This window comes from Maribacter litoralis (genome assembly GCF_902506355.1).
Lineage (GTDB): Bacteria > Bacteroidota > Bacteroidia > Flavobacteriales > Flavobacteriaceae > Maribacter > Maribacter litoralis.
Window position 1 is genome coordinate 1,814,892 of record NZ_LR733271.1, and the last position, 22,594, is coordinate 1,837,485.

The window sequence follows — 22,594 nt, forward strand, 5'->3', positions numbered from 1 at the left end:
ACTTATTATCTTTATAAGAATAATATGGGTCTAATGAAATATTTGAATGTTTACTTCTTGCTTTTCTGTCTTTGCTTAACCAATTGTACGTCACAGAAAAAATTACAAACAGAAGCTCCGTTCGAAATCGGTAAAGCTACAAGTCAGCCATATGTTGGCGGTAGAGAAGAAAGTGGCTCTGGTACCGAATTACGAATTCCGGTTTCACTACTTGAAAATTCTGAAGTAGAATTATATGAGATTTATTTTCGTGGTAAGAAGGTAAAAGCAATAGTTAATACTATAGAAAATCAAAAAATGATTGTGGTTAGAATACCTAATAACATTCCAGAATCAACTGAAACTTTAGATTTAAAGTTAAATGCAGACGAGGCAGTAGTAAGCTATAAGGAAAATGGAGAAGTAAAATATGTGAAAATAAGCAGCATAAAACAGAAACAACCTTTAATATATAAAGGCGCTCCTCAAAACTAACTTTGTAACTAGGCTATAAATAGGTACTTTTATCGCCTTAATGTACAGTGCTTGAATCCACTCAAAAAACTCTTTAAACAAACTGCAATTTATGGCTTGGCTACTGTCTTGCCAAGGATGATTTCGTTTTTACTTGTGCCAATTTATACAGATGTTATGGCACCGGGTAAATATGGTGAGGTTACATTAATATTCTCTTGGTTTGCCATTTTTAATGTTTTTTTGGCTTACGGAATGGAAACGGCTTTTTTTCGTTTTTATAAGGAATCGGAAAATAGGAAAAAGGTTGTCAGCACTTCACTATTGTCCATAATGGGCTCAACTGCCTTGTTAGTTTTAGTTGGAATATTTTTTAAGACACCATTATCTACCGCTTTAAATATTGACTTGCCATTCATGAATTATGTGTTGGGGATTTTGGCGTTAGATGCGTTAGCTATTATACCTTTCGCATGGTTAAGAGCCAATGAAAAACCAATGCGATATGCAGTTGTTAAAATATTAAACGTATCACTAAATCTAGGTCTCACCTTATTTTTCTTGATTCTCTTACCTAAGATCGCATCGGGATCATCGTCTGGGTTTTTAAATACATTGTATAAGGTAGACTATGAAATTCCTTATATTTTAATTGCGAACTTAATAGCTAGCGGAGTTACGCTATTATTAATGATTAGGGTTTACATTCGTAGACCATATGTATTTGATAAAGAGCTCTGGAAAAGGATGGTAAGTTATGCAATGCCTGTTATGGTTGCAGGTATTGCCTTTACGATCAATGAGGTTTTTGACAGGTATTTGCTTTCTGAATTGTTGCCTGTGGATATTGCAAAAAGTGAAATGGGCAAATATTCAGCTTGTTATAAACTAGCCCTTTTTATGACACTATTTGCCACCGCTTTCAGAATGGGAATAGAACCATTTTTCTTTAGTCATTCAGATACTAAGAACCCGCAGAAAGCTTATGCTCAGATTACCAACTATTTTGTGGTTTTGGGTAGTATAATTTTATTATCGGTTGTGGTTTTTTCAGACGTACTTAAGCGTTTTCTGGTTTTAAACGAATCATATTGGGATGCCATGCCAATAGTTCCATTAATTGTTCTTGCTAGTTTCTTCTTAGGTATTTACCATAACTTATCCGTTTGGTACAAAGTTACAGACCGCACAAAATTCGGTGCTTATATTTCAATGATTGGTGCGGTTTTGACTATCATTATCAATTTAATTTTTATCCCTTACTTTGGGTATATGGCGTCGGCCGTAGCCACCTTAATGGCTTATGGCACTATGATGATGTTGTCGTTTTATTTTGGTAGAATGTATTATCCTATTCCGTATAACTTTAGAAAAATTATCTTTTATTTAGGAATTTCCATCTTGTTTTCTATACTTTCATTTTACATATTTGATAGAAACCTCATTGTAGGTATCCCGTTATTATTGTTGTTTTTAGGTCTTGTTTACAAGCTGGAGTTTGAGAACCTTAAAAAATTATATTTAAAAAGATGAACATAAAAATCATAAATAAGTCTTCCCATAAGTTACCCCACTATGAAACAAGTGCTTCTGCGGGAATGGACTTAAGGGCTAATCTTACCGAATCAATTACATTACAACCATTGAGCAGGGCTATTATACCAACTGGTCTTTATATGGAATTGCCGGTTGGTATTGAGGCACAGGTGCGACCACGTAGTGGTTTGGCTGCGAAAAAAGGAGTAACAGTACTTAACGCGCCTGGCACAATTGATGCGGATTATAGAGGTGAAGTGGGAGTAATATTGATAAATCTTGGTAGTGAAGATTTTGTAGTTGAAAACGGAGAACGTATTGCACAAATGGTAATCGCCAAGCATGAACGGGCTGAATGGAACGTAGTGGAGAGTTTGTCTGAAACCACTCGGGGAGAAGGTGGCTTTGGTAGTACTGGTGTAAAGTAAATTCTATTCAATAAATATGATGAAGGCGGTTTTTTTGGGTTTGGCATTCGGTGTTTTTTGTTCACCGATATCAATTTATGCGCAAGAAACCCCCGATTTGGATATTGAACAGAGTTCAGAAGTCTTTCTTGAAGAATATTCCGATACTTTTCAAGAGAATTTTTTTGAAGGTTTAAAACAGAAAGGCATTAGGAACTATGATCGTGCCATTACTTACTTTTTAGAATGTAAGCGGTTACAGCCTCAGAATACTGTAGTTTCATTTGAGCTGGCCAAATTCCATTTGTACGATAAGCAACTGACCAACGCGCAAGAATACGCATTAGAGGCTATAAACGGGGAGCCGGAAAATTATTGGTACGCCGAAACCTTGGTAGATATTATAGATGCTAGAAAAGCTGTTATAGATGCAGTTAAAGAAGAATTACCTTGGAATAATGTACAGTTAAGGGTGAATCTAGCAGAGATCTATTATTTAAATGAAGATTATGTAACTGCCCAAACTATTTTAAAAGGAGTTAAAACTACCAAAAAACATCAGTATTTAGCTAGTAAGATTACCGACTCGATCGCTAATAAAAAAACGAAATTTGTACACGTAGTTAGAGCGGTAAATACTACCCCTAGTAAAGATTTGAACAATGTAGCTGGTTTTAAAACTAGAATAAAGGCAATGCTTAATGCAGATACTGATAGTAATGAGTTGTTGGAAACAACCGAGGAAGCAATAGAAAATTTTCCTTCTCAACCATATTTTTATTATGCTAATGGAACAGCATTGAACAAAGTACAAAGGCATAAAGATGCGATTGAAGTATTGGAGGGGGCATTAGATTATATAATAGATGATGCTCCGTTAGAAAATGCCATTTATAAAGAATTGGTCAAAGCATATACCGCTACAAATAATACGTCTAAAGCAAATATGTACCTTAGTAAAATTAAATCTTAGATTGTTGATGATAAAGTTTTTGAACACAATGAGAACATCCCACTTTTTACTGCTAGTTACAATAGTGTTTATGGCGTCATGTAAAAGTACCAAAGTAGTTACGGGCGGTACTGTTGATACTAAACTATCGTCTAAATCTGTAATTAAGGCGCACTACCAAAATGAAGCCGGTTTTAAAACATTGACAGGTAGGGTTAAAATAAATTATTCTGATGGGGAAACATCTCAAAGTGTTTCGGTTAGTTTACGAATGGAGAAGGATAAAGCCATATGGATGAGTGCCCCTCTTGGTATCGTAAAAGCATATATCACTCCTGATCGAGTATCGTTCTATAACAAACTTGAAAATGAATATTTTGATGGAGATTTCACCTATTTAAGTAATTTATTGGGCACAGAAGTTGACTTTTCCATTCTGCAAAACTTACTTACTGGTCAGGCAATAGTAGACTTAAGACAAGAGAAATATGACATTGATATTTCTAGTGATAGTTACAGGTTAACTCCTAAACAACAAGGGGTACTATATAAGACTTTGTTTCAAGTAGAACCTAAGAATTTTAAAATGGGTCTGCAACAGCTTTCTCAACCTGCTGAAAAAAGAGTGTTAGAGATTTCCTATAAAAACTATCAAAGTTTGGATAATGAAATTTTACCTAACGAAATTATGGTAAAAGCGATTAGCAAAGACAATGAAAATAATATAGACCTTGAGTTTAAAAATTTGGAATTGAACGGAACGGTCAATTTTCCATATTCCATACCAAAAGGTTTTAATGAAATAGAGCTTTAAGCAGATGTTGTTCAAATTTAAACTTAGCCTTTTATTACTTCTATTGTTTGCTTCGGGTTTTGCTATAGCACAGACCAGTGAACAAAAGGCTTTAGAGGAAAAACGCGAACAACTACAATCTGAAATACGAGATATCAATAGGTTGCTCTTTGCTGAAAAGAAAGAAAAAGGCAATGTTTTGGATCAAATGGAAGCTTTGGACAAAAAGATTACCGTACGGCAACAATTAATTAGGGTAACCAATCAACAATCTAATTTGTTGAACAGGCAAATTAATACCAACATCAGAAATATTGGCAAATTAAAAAACGAATTGCAAGAGGTAAAGGATGAATACGCTAAGATGATTCAAAAGTCTTACCAAAATAAATCCAAACAGAATAGGTTAATGTTCCTCTTATCTTCAGAAAGCTTTTTTCAAGCATTTAAGAGGCTTCAATATATGAAGCAATATACTGACTACAGAAAAGAGCAAGGAGCTGAAATATTGGCTAAAACTGATGAATTATCAAGGCTCAACGCTGACTTGAACGAAGAGCGTAAGGTGAAAGAGGTTTTGCTTGCCCAGAATAAAAAAGCAAAGGACCAATTATTTGCAGAAATTCAGTCTCAAAAAGCGCTATTAGGAACAATTCGTAAGAATGAAACTAAATATGCCAGCGCTATTGAAGCAAAAAAGAAGGAAGCTAGAAAAATCGATCAACAAATTGAAAAATTGATACGAAGCGCCATTGCCGCTTCCAATAAAAAATCTGGAAGTACTACTAAAAGTTCTAGCAAGTTTGTGCTTACACCGGAAGCTTCTAGAATTGCCAATAGTTTTTCAGCTAATAAAGGAAAACTGATCTGGCCGGTCGAAAAGGGAATAAAAAGTCAGGGGTTTGGGGTGTATGCCGATCCTGTATACCCAGGTATAAAACACCAAAGTAACGGTGTAATCATTGCTACCGATGAAGGGGCTAAAGCACGTGCAATTTTTGAAGGAGAGGTTATTGCCATTCTTGCTGTACCTGGCGGCAACAAAGGTGTTCAAATTAAACATGGTAATTTTATAAGTACCTATTACAACTTATCTGAACTTTATGTAAAAAAAGGGGATAAAGTAAGTAGTAAAGAAGAGCTGGGTATCGTTTATACGAATAGGAATAATGGACAAACTAGATTGAAATTTTATTTATATCAAGATACATCTCGTTTAAACCCAGAAGAATGGGTGTATCGACTTTAAAAATGTACTCGTATGCAAAATCAGACTAAAATAACGGATATTAAAGGAAGTTTTGAATTACGAAACGGAGTTCAAATGCCTTATTTAGGTTTAGGTACCTATCAATCAGATAATGATCAAGAAGTTGTAAATGCGATTAAAAGTGCTATTAAAATTGGTTATAGGCATATTGATACGGCAGCAGTATATAAGAATGAAGAGGGTGTTGGTAAGGGCATAATAGAAAGTGGTATTGATAGAAGTGAATTATTTTTAGTGTCCAAGGTATGGAACGATGATCAAGGTTATGATGAAACCTTAAAAGCTTTTGATGAAAGTTTAGCACGTTTAGGTGTAGACTATTTGGATTTATACCTAATTCACTGGCCCGTTTCTGGTAAATACAAAGAAACTTGGAAAGCATTGGAGTATTTGTATGCTCAAAAAAAGATTAAAGCCATAGGTGTAAGCAATTTTCTTCAACATCACTTAGAAGATTTACTTAAGGATTGCGAAATAGTGCCAATGGTTAACCAAATGGAATTTCATCCATATTTGGTTCAACAAGAATTGATTGATTATTGTAATGTAAACGGTATACAATATGAATCATGGTCTCCTTTTATGCAAGGCAAAGTGTTCGAACTTGATATTTGTGATGATTTGGCCAAAAAGTACAATAAGAGTGTTGCTCAAATTATTCTTCGTTGGAATCTTCAGAAATGTGTGGTTGCAATCCCTAAATCGGTTCACGAAAATCGAATAGCTTCTAATGCCGATATTTTTGATTTTGAATTGAGCGATGAAGATATTGCCTTTTTAGATGGGTTGGAAACAGGAGAACGCACAGGTCCTGATCCCGATAACTTCAATTTTTAATACGCTATTTTGTGATATCGGTTTTTATGTTAAATGCATAATATCATTTCTTTAAAAATTAGTTATTTTACTGATATTCATTACGTTATGTGTGAATGATTTCAGTTTTTTTGCGAAATTTGAGGTAGAAATGAAAAAAGGAGAGTATTATGCAGAGCACATTCACATTCAATTCAACCACAGGTCAAAAGCAAGTTAGTAATAATACAAAGCTAAAGTCGATAACATGGAATGGTGTAGCTACTTATATTCCAATTGTCATTTATGCGGTATTTCTTATCGTAAGTTTAGCGCTTGCTTTATATGGCTCTTTGGTTTTCGCAGGTATATTCTTTATAATTGGTAGTTTGGGTTTAACGGCACTTTATATCTGGAACTATATGAAGGATACCGACATGGAAGTTTCTTTTCAAATTGATGTAGACCAAACTGAATTAGAAAGAGAATTATACGAGGAAGTTGCTTAATAGCTCTATTTAGTAAATAGCGCTTTAAGCTCAGTGGCATTGTCCGGCTTCATTTTACCGGCTAGAACTAAACTTAATTGTTTTCTGCGTAGAGCACCTTCAAAGCGCGTAATTTCCAATGGTGTTTCAGGTATTAACTCTGGTACTTCGGTAGGTTTACCGGTTTCATCTACGGCAACAAAGGTATAGATAGCCTCGTTTGCCTTAGTGCGCTTGCCGTTATAGCGGTCTTCTATCCAAACATCTATATACACCTCCATAGAAGTGTTGTAAGCTCTAGAAACGGCTGCCTCAACGGTAACTACACTACCTAAAGGTATTGCTAGATTAAATGCAACATGGTTTACTGATGCTGTAACCGTAATTCTTCGGCTATGTCTACCTGCAGCTATACTGGCTGCACGATCCATACGGGCCAATAATTCCCCTCCAAATAGATTTTGAAGTGCATTGGTCTCACTAGGGAGAACCATATCTGTCATTGTGGTACGAGATGCTGAAGGCGATTTTGCTTCCATTAAATAGAAATTTTCCGCAAAGATACGGGCATCAATGATACTTATAAAATGTGTGTAGGTTTATTTTTCGGATAATAACCAAGCATCTTTAGACTGCGTAAGCTTTATTTCACGTAAAGCTTTTAAAGCATCGTTTGCGTTCGTATAGCTGTCAAATGTAACCATGTGCAACCCGTAAGCATTGGTGCCGTAGTAGCCCGCATTGAAACCAAGAGCCTTTAATTGCTCTATTTTTCTATCTGCATTGCCTTTTACCCTAAACGCTCCTGCAACAATATAATGGGTTTCTACACCTTCTTTAACGGTTGACGAAGAAGAAGCATCTATAGTAACCGTTGGTAATTCTAACGGAGAAAGATCAAAGAATGTAGCTTCCTGTATTTGCTTGTTTACATACTCTTGAGCATCTTGTCTAGCAACTTGCTCATTAGTGCGCTGCTGTTGGTATGCACGATAACCTGTAATACCTGTTGAGAATGCCAACATTAATATTGCAGCATATTTTAAGTACGGTCTAAAGCGACTAGTCGCTCTGCGTTCAGGACTAATAACGAACGGTATTTTTTCTTCGATCTCTACGATTTCTTCTTTTAATTCTTCTCTTAATACCGGAATCGAATTAAAGTTTGAAAGCCCGAAAGAAGACGTTAAATAGTTAGTCTCATTGGCAGGTTGAAACAATATTTTATCTTCATTGTTTCTTGTTAATGAGCCTATATTCTTTAGGTGTAAGGAAGTTTCTTGTATTAAAACATCTTGCCAAACCTTCACTTGGTTTTCTATTTCTACCAGTGCAGTTTCATAGGATACTTTCTCTGCATTGGACACATAAGAAACCAAAAGTCCATCATTTGAAGTAAGCTGTCTATTGAAAACAATAGATTTATTTGGCGCGCTAAACGTATTGGTTACTACGTTTATTTTCGCAGAATTTTTTTGAGTTAGGAACGCTCCAAACCCGGGAACAACAACACAGTTGTACCTATAAAGTAAATCGCTTATATAGTGTTCTAAAACCATTGTTGCGCAAATATGAAAAAAATAAAGAGGTATAAAAACCTCTTTCGTAACTTTTTATTAACATATTTTTTCACCTTATTTGTGAACAAGAAATGAAAACTACACAACACACTGCCGATGAACTTGTTGCAATACTTCGTTTGCAACATGTACCCAATATAGGAGATGTCCTAGCCAAGAAATTAATTTCACATTGTGGTAGTCCATCCGCAATTTTTGAAGATAAAAAACAGAATCTTTTGAAAATTGACGGTATTGGAACACATACTATAAAGCATTTATTCGATACAGAGCATTTGGAAGCTGCAGAAGCTGAATACAATTATATTTTTAAAAATGATATTAAATGCACTTATTTTTTAGATGAGAACTATCCGAAATATCTAAAGCATTGTATTGACGGACCTATTCTAATATTTCAAAAAGGAAACATTGATTTAGCGCAACGAAAAATTATTAGCGTCGTAGGTACACGTAAAATTACAAGTTACGGAACTTCTTTTTGTGAGCAGTTTATTGAGGAATTGGCACCACTGAACCCGGTAATTATTAGTGGCTTTGCATATGGAGTGGATATTTGTATTCAAAGAGAGGCTGTCAAAAATGGCTTACAGACTGTAGGTTGTTTGGCGCATGGGCTTAATCAAATTTACCCAAAGGTGCATGCCAAATACCAAGCTGAGGTTCTTAAAAATGGCGGATTTTACACAGAATTTTGGAGCACCAGTAAACCTGAGCGTGAAAACTTTTTAAAACGCAACCGAATTATAGCCGGTGTGAGTGAAGCGACCGTAGTAGTGGAATCAGCTGAAAAAGGTGGAAGCTTGGTAACTGCTGATATTGCTAATAGTTATAATAGAGATGTATTTGCAGTGCCCGGCAGAACTACAGATAAATATAGCCTTGGTTGTAACAACCTTATAAAACAGCAAAAAGCTCATGTAATGACTTCTGCGGCGGACTTAATTTATTTGTTAGACTGGGATATTGAGGAAAAGAAGAATACACCTATTCAAAAACAACTGTTCATTGATCTTGATGAAATTGAACAGGAAATATATACCTATCTACAGAATAACGGGAAGCAATTATTGGATAGTATTGCACTAGATTGTAAACTACCCATATTTAAAACATCATCTACCTTGTTAGCCATGGAAATGAAAGGTGTAATTCGACCATTACCGGGGAAATTGTTTGAGGCGATATAACTATTTAGCAAACTACTTGGTTTGTTATTAAAATTTTTCGAATAAACTATAAATTAATTTTGCGTTTTATCGTCATTGTATGGAATCATAACGGGTAAAAATATGTTGTACTAACTTATGTAAAACAAAAAACCGACCTAGTGGTCGGTTTTTAATATTTGTGGTTTTTTGAGATAGCTATTTAGTAACCCAGCTTTTCTCGAACTCTTTCTAGTACTCCATCTGCTACTTTTCTAGCTTTTTCGGCGCCTAAGGCAAGAGCGTCATCCAATTCATTTAAGTGATTCATGTAATAATCGAACTTTTCGCGTGGTTCTTCAAACTTGTTTATGATTACTTCATAAAGAGCTTGTTTTGCATGACCATACCCGTAATTTCCGGCTAAATAATTAGCACTCATTTCTTCTATTTGTGGTTGGGTCGCTAAAATTTTATATAATGCGAAAACATTGTCGTTCGTTGGGTCTTTGGGATCTTCCATTGGGGTGCTATCTGTTTGGATACCCATAATTTGCTTACGCAATTTTTTATCGGTCTGGAACAAACTGATCAAATTTCCCTTGCTCTTGCTCATTTTTGCTCCATCTGTACCAGGTATATACATGGTTTCCTCTTGTACTTTTCCTTCCGGTAAAACAAAGGTTTCTCCTAATTGCGCATGAAAACGAGAAGCAACATCTCTAGTCATTTCAAGATGTTGCATTTGGTCTTTACCTACCGGTACTATATTGGCATCATAGAGCAATATGTCGGCGGCCATAAGCATCGGGTAAGTGAAAAGTCCGGCATTTACATCATCTAATCGATCTGCCTTATCCTTAAACGAATGGGCCAAGGTTAAACGTTGGTACGGAAAAAAGCAGCTAAGGTACCATGATAATTCTGCGGTTTGTGGTACATCGCTCTGTCTATAAAAAACGGTATTCTCAATATCAAGACCAAAAGCAAGCCAAGTAGCGGCAACGGCATAAGTGTTATGGCGTAATTCTTCGCCATTTTTTATTTGCGTTAACGAATGCATATCTGCAATGAACAGAAAAGACTCGTTTGACGGATCATTCGCCATTTCTATAGCTGGTTTGATCGCTCCTAGAATATTTCCTAAATGTGGTGTTCCTGTACTTTGTATACCTGTTAAAATTCTTGCCATTTTCTTTAATTGTATCAAGCAAAGGTAAAACAATACAAAAAAACTATCCTAAATAACTACTTTTGATTTATGCTTAAAGTCGTTAGACAAATTGGTCAAACTTTGTACCGTATCTGGTTTTATATTCTAGTAGCCATACCCATCATTATATTTTTTCCTGTATTGGTCATTTTTGCCTCTAAAGAACTATGGTATCCCCAATTTTTCTGGATGGCAAGAAATCTTTGGGCCAAACCTATACTGTACGGTATGTTTTGTTTTCCGAAAGTAAAATACGAGCAACAATTGGTTAAAAAGAAAAGTTATATGTTGGTCGCTAACCATACAAGTATGCTAGACATTATGCTTATGTTGGTGGTTAGTAGAAACCCATTCGTTTTCGTTGGTAAAAAGGAATTGGTTAAAATTCCGTTGTTCGGATTTTTCTACAAACGTGTTTGTATTATGGTAGATAGAAACAATACCCAAAGTAGAACCGGAGTATACAGAAGGGCGCAGAAAAGGCTACAACAAGGGTTGAGTATCTGTATTTTTCCCGAAGGAGGAGTCCCCGAAGAACACGTAGTTTTAGATACATTTAAAGACGGTGCATTTAAAATGGCAATTGCCCATAAAATACCAGTGGTACCCATGACTTTTTATGATAACAAAGAGCGTTTTTCTTTTACCTTTTTTAGTGGAGGACCTGGTAAATGTAGGGCCAGAGTGCACTCATTTATTGAAACACATTCCATACGTCCGGAAGATACGGCAGACCTTAGAAATAGTGTTAGAGAAACGATACTTGATGATTTGATTAAGAATAGTTAAAACTTAAAAGTTAGTCCACTATATACTCCAACCGAATACGGTCTAAACGTACCATTTACATCAGAAAAGGTGTTTAGTTGATATTTAAAAATTGGTTCAACATTAAACCGGACTTTTTGTGAAAAGTTATAGTTAAGTCCTAGTCCCATATTGGCGCTAAAATTTAAATCATTAATGTTATTTGCTTCTCCAATTTCGGTAGTCAAATCACCTGATGTTAACGATACCGCGTTGTCTATTAAAAATAATGAACTGACCCCACCAATAATATTTACCCCGAATTTTTTATCGATTAATGCATAATTCAACTCTACTGGTAGTTCTAAATACCCTAGTTGTTGAGACATAAAACCTTCTTTAGATGCACTTTTTGCTGTAACATCTTGAGCAGTGTTGACGGTGCTATATTTATCTGATGGCACTATTTTGCTTGAAATGGTTAGTGTATTTGATGTTTCGGCATAATCAATGGTGGCAAGTTGGCCATTACCAGAGGCAAAACTGGCAGAAGATGAAAAGGCAACATCTTCTGTGTCGTAGCCATAATCTACTTTATTGATTCCTGAACGTATGGTAAGTTTTTTGCTTACCGCATAAGCAACCGATACCCCATAACTCATATTTACATTACCACTTTTAGTGTTAGGGGTAAAAATTGAATTTACGGGCGAACCTTCTCCAAGTGCATTAAAATATACCGGTGCGACATTTGGTCCTGCAGACCATCTGTTTTGGGCTACCTTTTCTTTTTTTAGCTCTTCTTGTTTATCTATTTCTTCAAAGATTGATTTTTTGTTTGCTAAAGGATCTTCTGTGTTTTCTTCAGTAGAAGTACTTTTAACTATAGTATTTTCGGCATCCTTAGTGGTAGGATTCGAAGCAATTGCGGTTTCTGTCTTATTTTTATTATTGGTGTTTATATTTGAATCGATATTGTCTGTCGATGTGTTTTTAGAATCATTTTTAACTAAACCATCCGTAGAAATATTTTCAGCAATCAACCCATTTTGGTTTTGAATACTATCTTCTGAAGAGTTTTTATTGTTTTTGGCAATTGCATCCTCTGTTAAAAGTGTTTCAAGATTTTTGTTACTGTCATTTCTGGTAGATACAGTAATCTTGTTTGCTTCTTTCTGATGACTGGGTAGAATACTGTTATCAACATTACCATGGTCTTCATTAACTGTATTTTGTTCAACTATAGCGTTGGTGGTATTGTTTATAGAGTCAATAAATATTTCATTGTCTGATGTTGCCTGAGAATCCTTTGTTGATTCTGATTCGCTATCAGTGTCCACCAATATTTCGTTGGTTTTGTACTCTTCTGTAAACGGATTAAAAACCATTAAACCGATTAATAACGCAGCGGCAACGCCACCTAGTGACCACCAAAGTGGTATGACCCGTTTTTTCTTTCTTTTGTCCAATGACGCATCAATCGCACGCCAGACCTTATTGTCCGGTGTTTGTTTGAAGTCCGAGAGCTTATCTCGAAAAAGTTCGTCTATATTTTTCTTCTGCATCGAATATTATTTCAGTCTATAATCATATCAGATTATAAAAAGTGTGTTGATATTATGATAAGGACACTAATAATTGACTGTGCTACCTTAGTTTCTATTTTTTCTTTCAATAAAGCCCTTGCCCGTGCTAGATTAGATTTGGAGGTTCCTACCGAGGTTCCTAACATTTCACTGATCTCTTTATGGGTGTATCCGTCCAAAACATATAAATTGAATGTAGCTCTATATTTATTGGGTAATTCTTGTATATAGCCTAAAAGTGTTTGTAAACTGATGTCGCTAAAGGCATTATCTACGGTTACATCTTCTTCCGTATTTTCCGTAACTACATTTAGGTATTCTTCCTTTCTATACTTTTGTAGTGCCGTATTTACGGTTATTCGCTTCATCCACCCTTCAAAAGATCCTTTGTTCTTGAACTGACCAATTTTGTCGTAAATGGTCATAAAACTGTCGTGTAGGGTGTCTTCTGCTTGAGATTTAGATTTGGAGTATTTTAAGCATATACCAAAGAGGGTAGTAGCGTAGGCTCTATACAGCAGTTCCTGCGCTTTACGGTCTCCTTTTTTACAATTATGTATGAGTTCTTCTAGACTCACAAATGGTTGGTTGTTTTAAGGTTTGTTTACTGGAACTACAATTTCCATATATTCTGCCTCTCCTTCACTATTATCTCCAGTATAAAATTTAAAAGTATATGGGTCACTATAGATTACCTGAAAGTTAAAAGATGCGGTCTCTTGTATTAACTCTTCGGTGCAATCATCGAAATCTGTTCTTACAGAGCCAATGGCAACTACGCTTCTAACCGTTAAAGAATCTTTTACAACGTCGAATCCTTCATAATACGTACAACTATCTGGTTTTAGATAATTTACGGAAATTTGGTAGGTTTCGTTAAGATCAAACGATTCCGGTACTTCGGCATCAACAATTTCCAATGCTGTAAAATGGAAATTTGCGCCATCATCATCAATAGAACAACCATTGCATATTAATGCTATGACTGTCGCCAGCAGCATTATCTTATTTCTCATCATATAACTATTTTGATTATAAGATGAAAATGAAGTGCAATGGTTGCGTTAAGGTACTTACGTTAATTTATTTTACTGAATTTAAGCATTCAAGGCAGCAATAGCTTCCCTTATTTTGCCATCTAATTCCTCAAATAATTCTGGGTTGTCCAATAAAAGGTTTTTAACGGCATCTCGGCCTTGACCTAATTTGGTGTCACCATAACTAAACCATGAACCGCTCTTCTTTACTATTTCGTATTCAACACCTAGATCAATTACTTCACCAACTTTAGAAATACCTTCGCCATACATAATGTCAAACTCTGTAGTACGGAAAGGAGGTGCTACTTTGTTCTTCACAACCTTAACCCTGGTCTTGTTTCCTTGAACGTTACCATCTGTATCTTTAATTTGTGTAGACCTTCTAATGTCTAAACGAACGGAAGCGTAAAATTTAAGAGCGTTTCCACCTGTGGTCGTTTCTGGGTTACCGAACATTACTCCGATTTTTTCACGTAATTGGTTAATGAAAATAACCGTACAGTTTGTTTTACTGATTGATCCGGTAAGTTTTCTAAGTGCCTGTGACATTAAACGTGCATGTAGACCCATTTTAGAATCACCCATTTCACCTTCAATCTCACTTTTCGGAGTCAACGCCGCAACAGAATCGACTACTACAATATCAATTGCCCCCGAACGTATAAGGTTGTCGGCAATTTCCAATGCTTGCTCACCATTGTCTGGTTGAGAAATAATCAAGTTATCTATATCTACACCTAATTTTTGGGCATAAAAACGATCAAAAGCGTGTTCGGCATCAATAAATGCCGCTATACCTCCATTTTTTTGTGCTTCAGCAATGGCATGTAAGGTCAAGGTAGTTTTACCAGAAGATTCCGGTCCGTATATTTCAATAACCCTACCTCTTGGATAACCGCCAACACCTAACGCAATATCTAAACCTAATGAGCCAGAAGGAATCACTTCGACATCTGCAACAACACTATCCCCCATTTTCATTACAGCGCCCTTACCGTAGGTCTTATCCATTTTGTCAAGGGTCAACTTTAATGCTTTTAATTTTGCTTCTTTTTCAGAACTCATTTTCATAATTTTTTGGAAAGCTAAATTACCAATTCTTTTTTGAATTGAATAATAATGAAATCGTTTACGCAACCAATTTATGTATTTGCCATCTATTTAAAAATATAAGTTGCTTTATTGGTTATAGATCGCTGTTTAGTGTTGGCGATTATTGGTGGCTATTTCCTTTTGTACTCTCTAAGAATGTTATGAAAAAGAAAAAAATGGGATAGCCTTTAAAGAGCCTTGTTGTAAAACAGGGCTCTTTTTAATTTCTATAAGGTGTTAAACCCTAATTAAATAGGTGTTTTTTAAGAATAATAGCTATTTTTGCACCTCAAAAATTTTCTATAACCTTCTGCCACTAGGCAGGCTTAAATTATTAGTATAGCATGCAACTGTACAATACATTAAGTGCAATAGAAAGAGCAGCTTTAATTGAAGAAGCGGGCAAAGAGCGCCTTACGATCTCTTTCTATACCTATGCACACATTGGTAATACCACTATTTTTAGAAATCACCTTTTTATTCATTGGAACGAAATGGATGTTCTTGGGCGAATATATGTAGCTCATGAAGGTATAAATGCCCAACTTTCTGTTCCAGCCGAAAATTTCAATGTCTTTAAAGCCCATTTAGATAGTATATCTTTTCTGGAGAACGTAAGGCTGAACATTGCTATCGAACAAGACAACCTTTCATTTCTGAAGTTAAAAGTAAAGGTTCGTAATAAAATTGTGGCAGACGGATTAAATGATCACACTTTCGACGTAACCAATAAAGGAATTCATGTAGATGCCGAAAAGTTCAATGAACTTATTGAGGATCCAGATACAGTTTTGGTAGATATGCGAAACCATTATGAAAGCGAAATTGGTCATTTTAAAAATGCCATAACTCCAGATGTTGACACCTTTAGAGATTCACTGGATATTATTGAAAAAGATTTAGCTGATCATAAAAAAGATAAAAAACTTGTTATGTACTGTACAGGCGGTATTCGTTGTGAAAAGGCAAGTGCTTATTACAAGCATAAAGGTTTTGAACAAGTTTACCAGTTAGAAGGGGGTATAATTGAGTACACAAGGCAAGTAGAACAAAAGAAACTTGAAAATAAGTTTAGAGGTAAGAATTTTGTTTTTGATCATAGAAGGGGTGAACGTATAAGTGAAGATGTCATTGCAAATTGTCATCAGTGCGGTGAACCTTGTGACGATCATGTTAATTGCGCAAATGAAGCTTGCCATTTGTTATTTATACAATGTAAATCTTGTGCAGAAAAGATGAATAACTGCTGTTCAGATGCTTGTAAAGAGGTGCATGAGCTACCTTATGAAGAACAAAAAGCATTGAGAAAAGGTAAGGTTGTAAGCAACAAAATATTCAAAAAAGGACGTTCAGAAGTGCTCAAGTTTAAAAAATAAGTATTCGTAAACGTAGTAAATTACAGTAACAAGGCTATTTTTTCAGTTACCAGAAATGAGTGCTTGCTTAAGTTTAATATGGTTTGGAGCCTTTTACTGTGGAGTAAGTACAGTTGCTAATTATAACGGTTAGCATGAACTTAGCTTTTATTTCACATTAAAAAAACTGTATCTTTACCTATAAGTTTTTTATGAACCTTTTTTGGTGAATTTTAAAGAATTCGACCAAATCAATATATATAATATGGGTTGTAGTAGTTGTTCTACCGGTAAGGATGGACAACCAAAGGGATGCAAGAATAACGGTACTTGCGGTACAGATGGTTGCAATAAACTGACAGTTTTTGACTGGCTTTCTAATATGTCGCTCCCAAATGGGGAACGACCATTCGATTTTGTTGAAGTAAGATTTAAAAATAGTAGAAAAGAGTTTTTTAGAAATACTGAAAATCTCTCACTTTCCATTGGCGATATTGTTGCTACACAGGCACAATCTGGTCATGATATAGGTATGGTTACCTTAACTGGGGAGCTTGTACGTGTACAAATGAAGCGAAAAAAAGAGTCCTTTAAAGAGGAAGACGCTTCTAAAATTTACAGGAAAGCTAGCCAGAAAGACATAGATATTTGGCAAAAATGTAGGGATAGAGAAGAAGAAATTAAGAAAAGAGCACGTGAAATTGCTATTATCTTAAAGCTTCAAATGAAAATTTCTGATGTTGAGTTTCAAGGAGATGGTTCTAAAGCTACATTTTACTATACTGCAGACGAACGTGTAGATTTTCGCCAGCTGATAAAAGATATGGCAAAGGCATTTGGTATTCGTATCGAAATGCGTCAAATTGGGTATCGTCAAGAAGCACAACGCCTTGGCGGTATCGGGTCTTGTGGTAGAGAATTATGTTGTTCTACATGGCTGACCGATTTTAGGTCTGTTAGTACTTCTGCTGCTCGATATCAACAGTTGTCCTTAAATCCGCAAAAACTAGCGGGTCAATGTGGTAAACTTAAGTGTTGCTTAAATTATGAGCTAGATGTGTACTTAGATGCACTAAAGGATTTTCCATCACAAGACACTAAGTTATTCACCGAAAAAGGACTCGCTTTTTGTCAAAAAACCGATATTTTTAAAGAAATGCTCTGGTTCTCTTACAAAGATGATCCGGGTAATTGGCATGTACTTTCTAAAGATCAGGTAAATGAGATTCTTCTAAAGAACAAAAAGAAAGAAAAGGTACCGAGCTTAGAAATGTACGCAATGGAAATTGTCGTAGAGGAAAAAGTTGTTTTTGAAAATGTTGTTGGCCAAGATAGCCTTACCCGTTTCGATAAACCTAAGGGTAATAGAAACAAGAATAGAAACAAGAACAAGAATAGAAATAGAAATAAGAACAAGAACAGAAATCGTAAAAGAAATCAGAAGAATGCGTAGTTTATCTTGTTGCTTTTTAGCCTTGGTGCTATTTGCTTCCTGCGATAGTAATATTATAAAATCTGAATACAGAACATTGGAAGATGGTGTTTGGAACAAAGATAATATCTTGGAGTTTTCTCTATCAGAGATGGATACCGTTAACCAGCATGATGTCTTTATCAATGTGAGGAACGACAATACATTTCCATACAGTAATTTATTTATCATTGCGGCTTTAACAACACCCGAGGGTGAAGTAACCAAAGATACCTTGGAGTATGCCATGTCTCTACCAGATGGTACTTGGCTCGGTAAAGGTAGCGGCAGTATTAAAGAAAATAAATTATGGTATAAGGAAAACATCGTTTTTCCGTCTTCCGGCGTATATACTATTGAGATATCACACGCAATGCGTAAAAATGGTAATGTTTCTGGTATTATTAATCTCGAAGGTATTACCGATGTAGGTATAGAAGTAACAAAAAGCACCCCTTAAACAATGGCAAAAGCGGTAAAGAAGAAAACAACCAACAATTTTTCCAAATTCATCTTGTGGTTTTGGATCTTATTTGCATCTGGTATTGCCTTAGTGGCATTAATATTTTTATCAGCCTCTTGGGGGTTGTTCGGTGAGTTGCCACCCTATGAGTATTTAGAGAATCCACAAACCAATTTAGCATCGCAGATTATCTCTTCAGACGGTAAGCTTCTGGGTAAGTTCTATTTAGACGATAACCGTACAGATGTAAAATTTGAAGAGCTTCCCGATAATTTGGTAAATGCATTGATCGCGACAGAAGATGCTCGTTTTAAAGATCATTCCGGTATCGATGCCCGTGGTACAGTTAGGGCTTTTGCATATTTAGGTAGTAAAGGTGGTGCCAGTACCATTTCGCAGCAGTTGGCTCGTCAGCTTTTTGTTGGTGTGCGTTCTAGAAGTAAATTCGATGCGATAAAACAAAAAATTAAAGAATGGGTGCTTGCCATTAGATTAGAGCGTAGCTATACCAAAGAAGAAATTATAAGTATGTACTTTAATATTTACGATTTTGGAAATAATGCCGATGGTATTAGATCTGCTGCCCGTATATATTTTGGTAAGGAGCCTAAAGATTTAAAGATTGAGGAATCTGCAATGCTGGTGGGTATGTTCAAAAACTCTTCGCTTTTTAACCCTTTGCGTAGGGAAGAAATGGTAAAGACCCGTAGAGATGTTGTGCTTGCGCAAATGGCAAAATACGATTACATAACCGAAGCGGAAAAAGATTCTTTACAGGCGATGAAAATGGGTATCAATTATAATCCTGAAACGCATAGTGTAGGTCTGGCAACTTATTTTAGAATGTATTTGCAGCGTTTTATGAAAGATTGGATCGATAAAAATCCGAAGCCGGCCATTGGTGATGAATCCGATCGGTATAATCTTTATTTGGACGGACTTAAAATCTACACAACAATAGATTCTAAGATGCAGGCTAATGCAGAGGAAGCTGTAAATGAGCATATGACTAAACTGCAAGCCGAATTTTTTCATCAGAACACTCCAGATAGAAATAAGACTGCTCCGTTTTTAGACATTACGCCAGAAGAAACAAAGTCGATCATGGAACGTGCAATGAAGAATTCAGATCGTTGGAAAATCATGAAAAGCGAGGGCAAATCTGAAAAAGAGATTCGAGAGTCTTTTGACAAAAAGACCGAGATGACAGTGTTCGATTGGGAAAGTCCGACCAAAGAGAAAGACACTATTCTTACCCCAAGAGATTCCATACGTTATTATAAAGCATTTTTAAGAACCGCTATGATGTCAATGGAACCACAAACGGGTCATGTAAAAGCTTGGGTAGGTGGTATCAATTATAAGCATTTTCAATATGACAATGTTATTCAAGGAGCTAGGCAAGCAGGATCAACTTTTAAACCTTTTGTATACGCTGCGGCGATCGATCAATTAAGGCTATCCCCATGTGAAACTCGCCCAGATACCCAGTATTGTATAGAGGCTGGCAAACATGGTAATATGGAGCCTTGGTGCCCAAGAAACTCCAACCTTAAATATTCTGGTAACAGTTACTCCTTAAAGAAGGCTTTAGCAAATTCGGTGAATACGGTTACCGCCCAGTTAATTGATGAGGTGGGCCCTAAATCGGTTGTGAGCATGGTGCGTAATCTAGGACTTACGGGTGATATTTTAGAAGTGCCTTCCATAGCTTTGGGTACATTAGATGTTAATGTATATGAAATGGTTGGTGCATATGGTGCCTTTGCAAACCAGGGTGTTTATGTAAAACCTGTTATGGTTACACGTATTGAAAATAAAGATGGTACTGTTTTGTACGAATATGTTCCAGAAACGAAAGATGTATTAAGTAAAGATGTATCCTACGCTATTTTAGATTTAATGAAAGGCGTTACCCAAGGTGGTTCAGGTACACGTTTACGTACTACTGGTGCAAATAAATGGAGACCCGAGTATGATGAAATTATAACTGGTTATCCATATAAATTAACTAACCCAATTGCGGGTAAAACAGGTACTACTCAGAATAATAGTGATGGTTGGTTTATGGGTATGGTTCCTAATCTGGTTACCGGAGTATGGGTAGGTGGTGAAGAAAGATCCGTTCACTTTAAAAGTATTACATATGGTCAAGGCGCATCTATGGCTTTACCTATTTGGGGACTATATATGACAAAGAACTATGCTGACGAAGAATTGGGTATTTCAAAAGAGGACTTTGTAAAACCTGAAAATATGTCCATTGAAATAGATTGTGAGAAGTTTCAAGAGGCTTCGGATAGCGATACCGATACGGATGATGATTTAGATGATCTTGATTTTTAGGTTATAAATATGATATTGAAAAAGGTCTTGGTATTCGCCAAGACCTTTTTTATTTTATCCCATTTATATTCGGTATTTTAGTAACAAGTTAATTAATGACAAAATGATACGTAAAACTGTAAATAATGTAACCGATGCGTTAGCGGGTGTTAAAGATGGAATGACCTTTATGTTAGGTGGATTTGGTCTTTGTGGCATACCTGAAAATGCAATTACCGAATTAGTAAGATTGGGTGTAAAGGATATTACCTGTATATCCAATAACGCGGGAGTTGATGATTTTGGCTTGGGATTATTGTTGCATCAACATCAAATTAAAAAAATGGTTTCTTCTTATGTTGGAGAAAATGATGAGTTTGAACGACAAATGCTTAGTGGAGAGTTGGAAGTTGAGTTAACTCCACAAGGTACGCTTGCTGAGAAGTGTAGAGCGGCCCAAGCAGGGTTTCCGGCATTTTATACCCCTGCTGGTTATGGCACAGAAGTAGCCGAAGGTAAAGAGGTTAGAGAGTTTAATGGTAAGAAATACATTTTAGAAGAAGCTTTTGAGGCAGATTATGCCTTTGTTAAGGCATGGAAGGGTGATGCTGCCGGAAATTTAATTTTTAAGGGTACGGCAAGGAATTTCAACCCTTGTATGTGTGGTGCCGCTAAAATAACCGTTGCCGAAGTTGAAGAATTGGTACCTGAAGGTCAACTTGATCCAAACCAAATTCATATTCCCGGTATTTTTGTGCAACGCATTTTTCAGGGAAAAGATTATGAGAAAAGAATAGAACAAAGAACTGTACGTCAAAAATAAGCCCATGTTAGATAAAAACGGAATTGCAAAACGAATTGCACAAGAAGTGGAAGACGGTTACTATGTTAACCTTGGTATAGGTATACCTACCTTGGTGGCAAATTATGTACGTGATGATATTAGTGTAGAGTTTCAAAGCGAAAATGGAATTTTGGGTATGGGACCTTTTCCAATCGATGGTGAAGAAGATGCCGATTTGATCAATGCAGGTAAACAAACCATTACTGCGTTACCCGGTGCTTCCTTTTTTGATTCGGCTACAAGTTTTACCATGATTAGGGGAAAGCATGTAGACCTAACTATTTTAGGTGCTATGGAAGTCGCAGAGAATGGCGATATTGCCAATTGGAAAATACCTGGTAAAATGGTAAAAGGTATGGGGGGGGCAATGGACCTAGTTGCTTCAGCTGAGAATATCATTGTAGCTATGATGCATACCAATAGGGCTGGTGAATCTAAATTATTAAAACGTTGTAGTTTGCCTTTAACAGGTGTGGGCTGCGTTAAGAAGATAGTTACCAATTTAGCGGTATTGGAAGTTACAGAAGAAGGTTTTTTGCTTTTAGAAAGGGCTCCAGGCGTTAGTATTGAAGAGATTAAAATGGCTACAGAAGGTAAGTTGGTGGTATCTGATGGAGTAAAGGAAATGTCTGTCTAAGAAGGTATTGTATTCATCGGTAAAATATGTTTTTTAATTTTTTCACAACATATTATATTCCGTACACAACAAATTTTAGTGAAATTCAAGGTAACAAATGTATTTTTAGGTCGTTATTAAATCCTTAATCTATAAATTACTTAACCACCATGAATTCTCAAACAAACAACATTACACCAGAACATAAGGTACAAGTCTATAGAAATGACTTTTTTAGCGGATTTCTACGACTTACTAAAAAGCTATTTATGTTGTAAATAGTCTTTGAAAAAATAACGAAAAGAGCGACTTCAAGTCGCTCTTTTTTTTTGCCCTATATCCACATTTAAGATTACGGTATGTGATAACTCCTAACTTCATTAACAAGGTGCTCTAAGTTCACAACACTTTTTATAAGTT

The 22,594-nt window shown here is 35.9% G+C and carries 23 protein-coding genes; 16 read left to right on the forward strand and 7 right to left on the reverse strand.

Annotated elements, in window-relative coordinates; all coding sequences use genetic code 11:
* Positions 1-33 precede the first annotated feature (33 nt).
* The 8 genes from EXIGUO8A_RS07610 (at position 34) to EXIGUO8A_RS07645 (ending at position 6,715) form a co-directional block, all read left to right on the forward strand.
* Positions 34-474 carry a hypothetical protein gene (locus EXIGUO8A_RS07610; protein ID WP_159302640.1) on the forward strand — a complete coding sequence of 147 codons (441 nt, stop codon included), beginning with the start codon at positions 34-36 and terminating at the stop codon, positions 472-474.
* Positions 475-525: 51 nt separating this feature from the next.
* Positions 526-1,986 carry a lipopolysaccharide biosynthesis protein gene (locus EXIGUO8A_RS07615; RefSeq protein ID WP_159302641.1) on the forward strand — a complete coding sequence of 487 codons (1,461 nt, stop codon included), beginning with the start codon at positions 526-528 and terminating at the stop codon, positions 1,984-1,986.
* Complete coding sequence (gene dut / locus EXIGUO8A_RS07620; RefSeq protein WP_159302642.1) at positions 1,983-2,417, forward strand: dUTP diphosphatase; 435 nt, start codon at positions 1,983-1,985, stop codon at positions 2,415-2,417. The genes EXIGUO8A_RS07615 and dut overlap by 4 nt, the downstream gene beginning before the upstream one ends.
* 16 nt (positions 2,418-2,433) lie before the next feature.
* Positions 2,434-3,369, forward strand: coding sequence for a tetratricopeptide repeat protein (locus tag EXIGUO8A_RS07625; protein ID WP_159302643.1), 936 nt, complete (start codon positions 2,434-2,436; stop codon positions 3,367-3,369).
* 70 nt (positions 3,370-3,439) lie between these two features.
* A complete protein-coding gene (locus EXIGUO8A_RS07630) occupies positions 3,440-4,162 on the forward strand; it encodes a DUF4292 domain-containing protein (RefSeq protein WP_236564453.1) in 723 nt (240 codons plus the stop codon).
* 4 nt (positions 4,163-4,166) lie between these two features.
* Positions 4,167-5,390 carry a murein hydrolase activator EnvC family protein gene (locus tag EXIGUO8A_RS07635; RefSeq protein ID WP_116771649.1) on the forward strand — a complete coding sequence of 408 codons (1,224 nt, stop codon included), beginning with the start codon at positions 4,167-4,169 and terminating at the stop codon, positions 5,388-5,390.
* Between the two features lie 12 nt (positions 5,391-5,402).
* Positions 5,403-6,248: an aldo/keto reductase gene (locus EXIGUO8A_RS07640; protein WP_159302645.1), complete on the forward strand. Its 846-nt coding sequence runs from the start codon at positions 5,403-5,405 to the stop codon at positions 6,246-6,248.
* A gap of 149 nt (positions 6,249-6,397) precedes the next feature.
* Positions 6,398-6,715, forward strand: coding sequence for a hypothetical protein (locus EXIGUO8A_RS07645; protein WP_159302646.1), 318 nt, complete (start codon positions 6,398-6,400; stop codon positions 6,713-6,715).
* A 5-nt stretch (positions 6,716-6,720) separates the two neighbouring features.
* On the opposite strand, the gene EXIGUO8A_RS07650 is transcribed toward EXIGUO8A_RS07645, so the two are convergent.
* Together EXIGUO8A_RS07650 and EXIGUO8A_RS07655 are read right to left on the reverse strand one after the other, a co-directional pair.
* Positions 6,721-7,233, reverse strand: coding sequence for an acyl-CoA thioesterase (locus tag EXIGUO8A_RS07650; protein ID WP_116771652.1), 513 nt, complete (start codon positions 7,231-7,233; stop codon positions 6,721-6,723).
* Between the two features lie 60 nt (positions 7,234-7,293).
* A complete protein-coding gene (locus tag EXIGUO8A_RS07655) occupies positions 7,294-8,253 on the reverse strand; it encodes an HU domain-containing protein (protein ID WP_159302647.1) in 960 nt (319 codons plus the stop codon).
* Between the two features lie 92 nt (positions 8,254-8,345).
* Between EXIGUO8A_RS07655 and dprA the strand changes: the two genes are divergently transcribed.
* Positions 8,346-9,464 carry a DNA-processing protein DprA gene (gene dprA / locus EXIGUO8A_RS07660; RefSeq protein ID WP_159302648.1) on the forward strand — a complete coding sequence of 373 codons (1,119 nt, stop codon included), beginning with the start codon at positions 8,346-8,348 and terminating at the stop codon, positions 9,462-9,464.
* Between the two features lie 181 nt (positions 9,465-9,645).
* Here dprA and trpS read toward each other — a convergent pair whose 3' ends face one another.
* Positions 9,646-10,614, reverse strand: coding sequence for a tryptophan--tRNA ligase (trpS, locus tag EXIGUO8A_RS07665; protein WP_159302649.1), 969 nt, complete (start codon positions 10,612-10,614; stop codon positions 9,646-9,648).
* A 69-nt stretch (positions 10,615-10,683) separates the two neighbouring features.
* On the opposite strand from trpS, the gene EXIGUO8A_RS07670 reads away from it, so the two are divergent.
* A complete protein-coding gene (locus EXIGUO8A_RS07670) occupies positions 10,684-11,424 on the forward strand; it encodes a lysophospholipid acyltransferase family protein (RefSeq protein ID WP_159302650.1) in 741 nt (246 codons plus the stop codon).
* On the opposite strand, the gene EXIGUO8A_RS07675 is transcribed toward EXIGUO8A_RS07670, so the two are convergent.
* The 4 genes from EXIGUO8A_RS07675 to recA all read right to left on the reverse strand — a co-directional run bounded on the left by EXIGUO8A_RS07675 (position 11,421) and on the right by recA (position 15,073).
* Positions 11,421-12,947: an outer membrane beta-barrel protein gene (locus tag EXIGUO8A_RS07675; protein ID WP_159302651.1), complete on the reverse strand. Its 1,527-nt coding sequence runs from the start codon at positions 12,945-12,947 to the stop codon at positions 11,421-11,423. The genes EXIGUO8A_RS07670 and EXIGUO8A_RS07675 overlap by 4 nt on opposite strands.
* A gap of 32 nt (positions 12,948-12,979) precedes the next feature.
* Positions 12,980-13,546, reverse strand: a complete 567-nt coding sequence (locus EXIGUO8A_RS07680; RefSeq protein WP_159302652.1) for an RNA polymerase sigma factor — start codon at positions 13,544-13,546, stop codon at positions 12,980-12,982.
* 15 nt (positions 13,547-13,561) lie between these two features.
* A complete protein-coding gene (locus tag EXIGUO8A_RS07685; protein WP_236564454.1) occupies positions 13,562-13,984 on the reverse strand; it encodes a hypothetical protein in 423 nt (140 codons plus the stop codon).
* Between the two features lie 81 nt (positions 13,985-14,065).
* Complete coding sequence (gene recA, locus EXIGUO8A_RS07690) at positions 14,066-15,073, reverse strand: recombinase RecA (protein WP_058105109.1); 1,008 nt, start codon at positions 15,071-15,073, stop codon at positions 14,066-14,068.
* A 371-nt stretch (positions 15,074-15,444) separates the two neighbouring features.
* Here recA and trhO point away from each other — a divergent pair, with 371 nt between their 5' ends.
* The 6 genes from trhO to EXIGUO8A_RS07720 all read left to right on the forward strand — a co-directional run bounded on the left by trhO (position 15,445) and on the right by EXIGUO8A_RS07720 (position 22,195).
* On the forward strand, positions 15,445-16,476 hold the full coding sequence (gene trhO / locus EXIGUO8A_RS07695; RefSeq protein WP_116771659.1) for an oxygen-dependent tRNA uridine(34) hydroxylase TrhO: 1,032 nt from the start codon (positions 15,445-15,447) through the stop codon (positions 16,474-16,476).
* A gap of 244 nt (positions 16,477-16,720) precedes the next feature.
* The gene (locus tag EXIGUO8A_RS07700) at positions 16,721-17,908 is read left to right on the forward strand and encodes a PSP1 domain-containing protein (RefSeq protein WP_116771660.1); all 1,188 of its coding nucleotides are present in this window, start codon (positions 16,721-16,723) and stop codon (positions 17,906-17,908) included.
* Complete coding sequence (locus EXIGUO8A_RS07705; RefSeq protein ID WP_116771661.1) at positions 17,901-18,386, forward strand: gliding motility lipoprotein GldH; 486 nt, start codon at positions 17,901-17,903, stop codon at positions 18,384-18,386. The genes EXIGUO8A_RS07700 and EXIGUO8A_RS07705 overlap by 8 nt, the downstream gene beginning before the upstream one ends.
* 3 nt (positions 18,387-18,389) lie before the next feature.
* Complete coding sequence (locus EXIGUO8A_RS07710) at positions 18,390-20,735, forward strand: transglycosylase domain-containing protein (RefSeq protein ID WP_159302653.1); 2,346 nt, start codon at positions 18,390-18,392, stop codon at positions 20,733-20,735.
* Between the two features lie 103 nt (positions 20,736-20,838).
* Complete coding sequence (locus EXIGUO8A_RS07715) at positions 20,839-21,537, forward strand: CoA transferase subunit A (protein ID WP_116771663.1); 699 nt, start codon at positions 20,839-20,841, stop codon at positions 21,535-21,537.
* Between the two features lie 4 nt (positions 21,538-21,541).
* The gene (locus EXIGUO8A_RS07720) at positions 21,542-22,195 is read left to right on the forward strand and encodes a 3-oxoacid CoA-transferase subunit B (RefSeq protein ID WP_159302654.1); all 654 of its coding nucleotides are present in this window, start codon (positions 21,542-21,544) and stop codon (positions 22,193-22,195) included.
* The last annotated feature ends 399 nt before the right edge of the window (positions 22,196-22,594 follow it).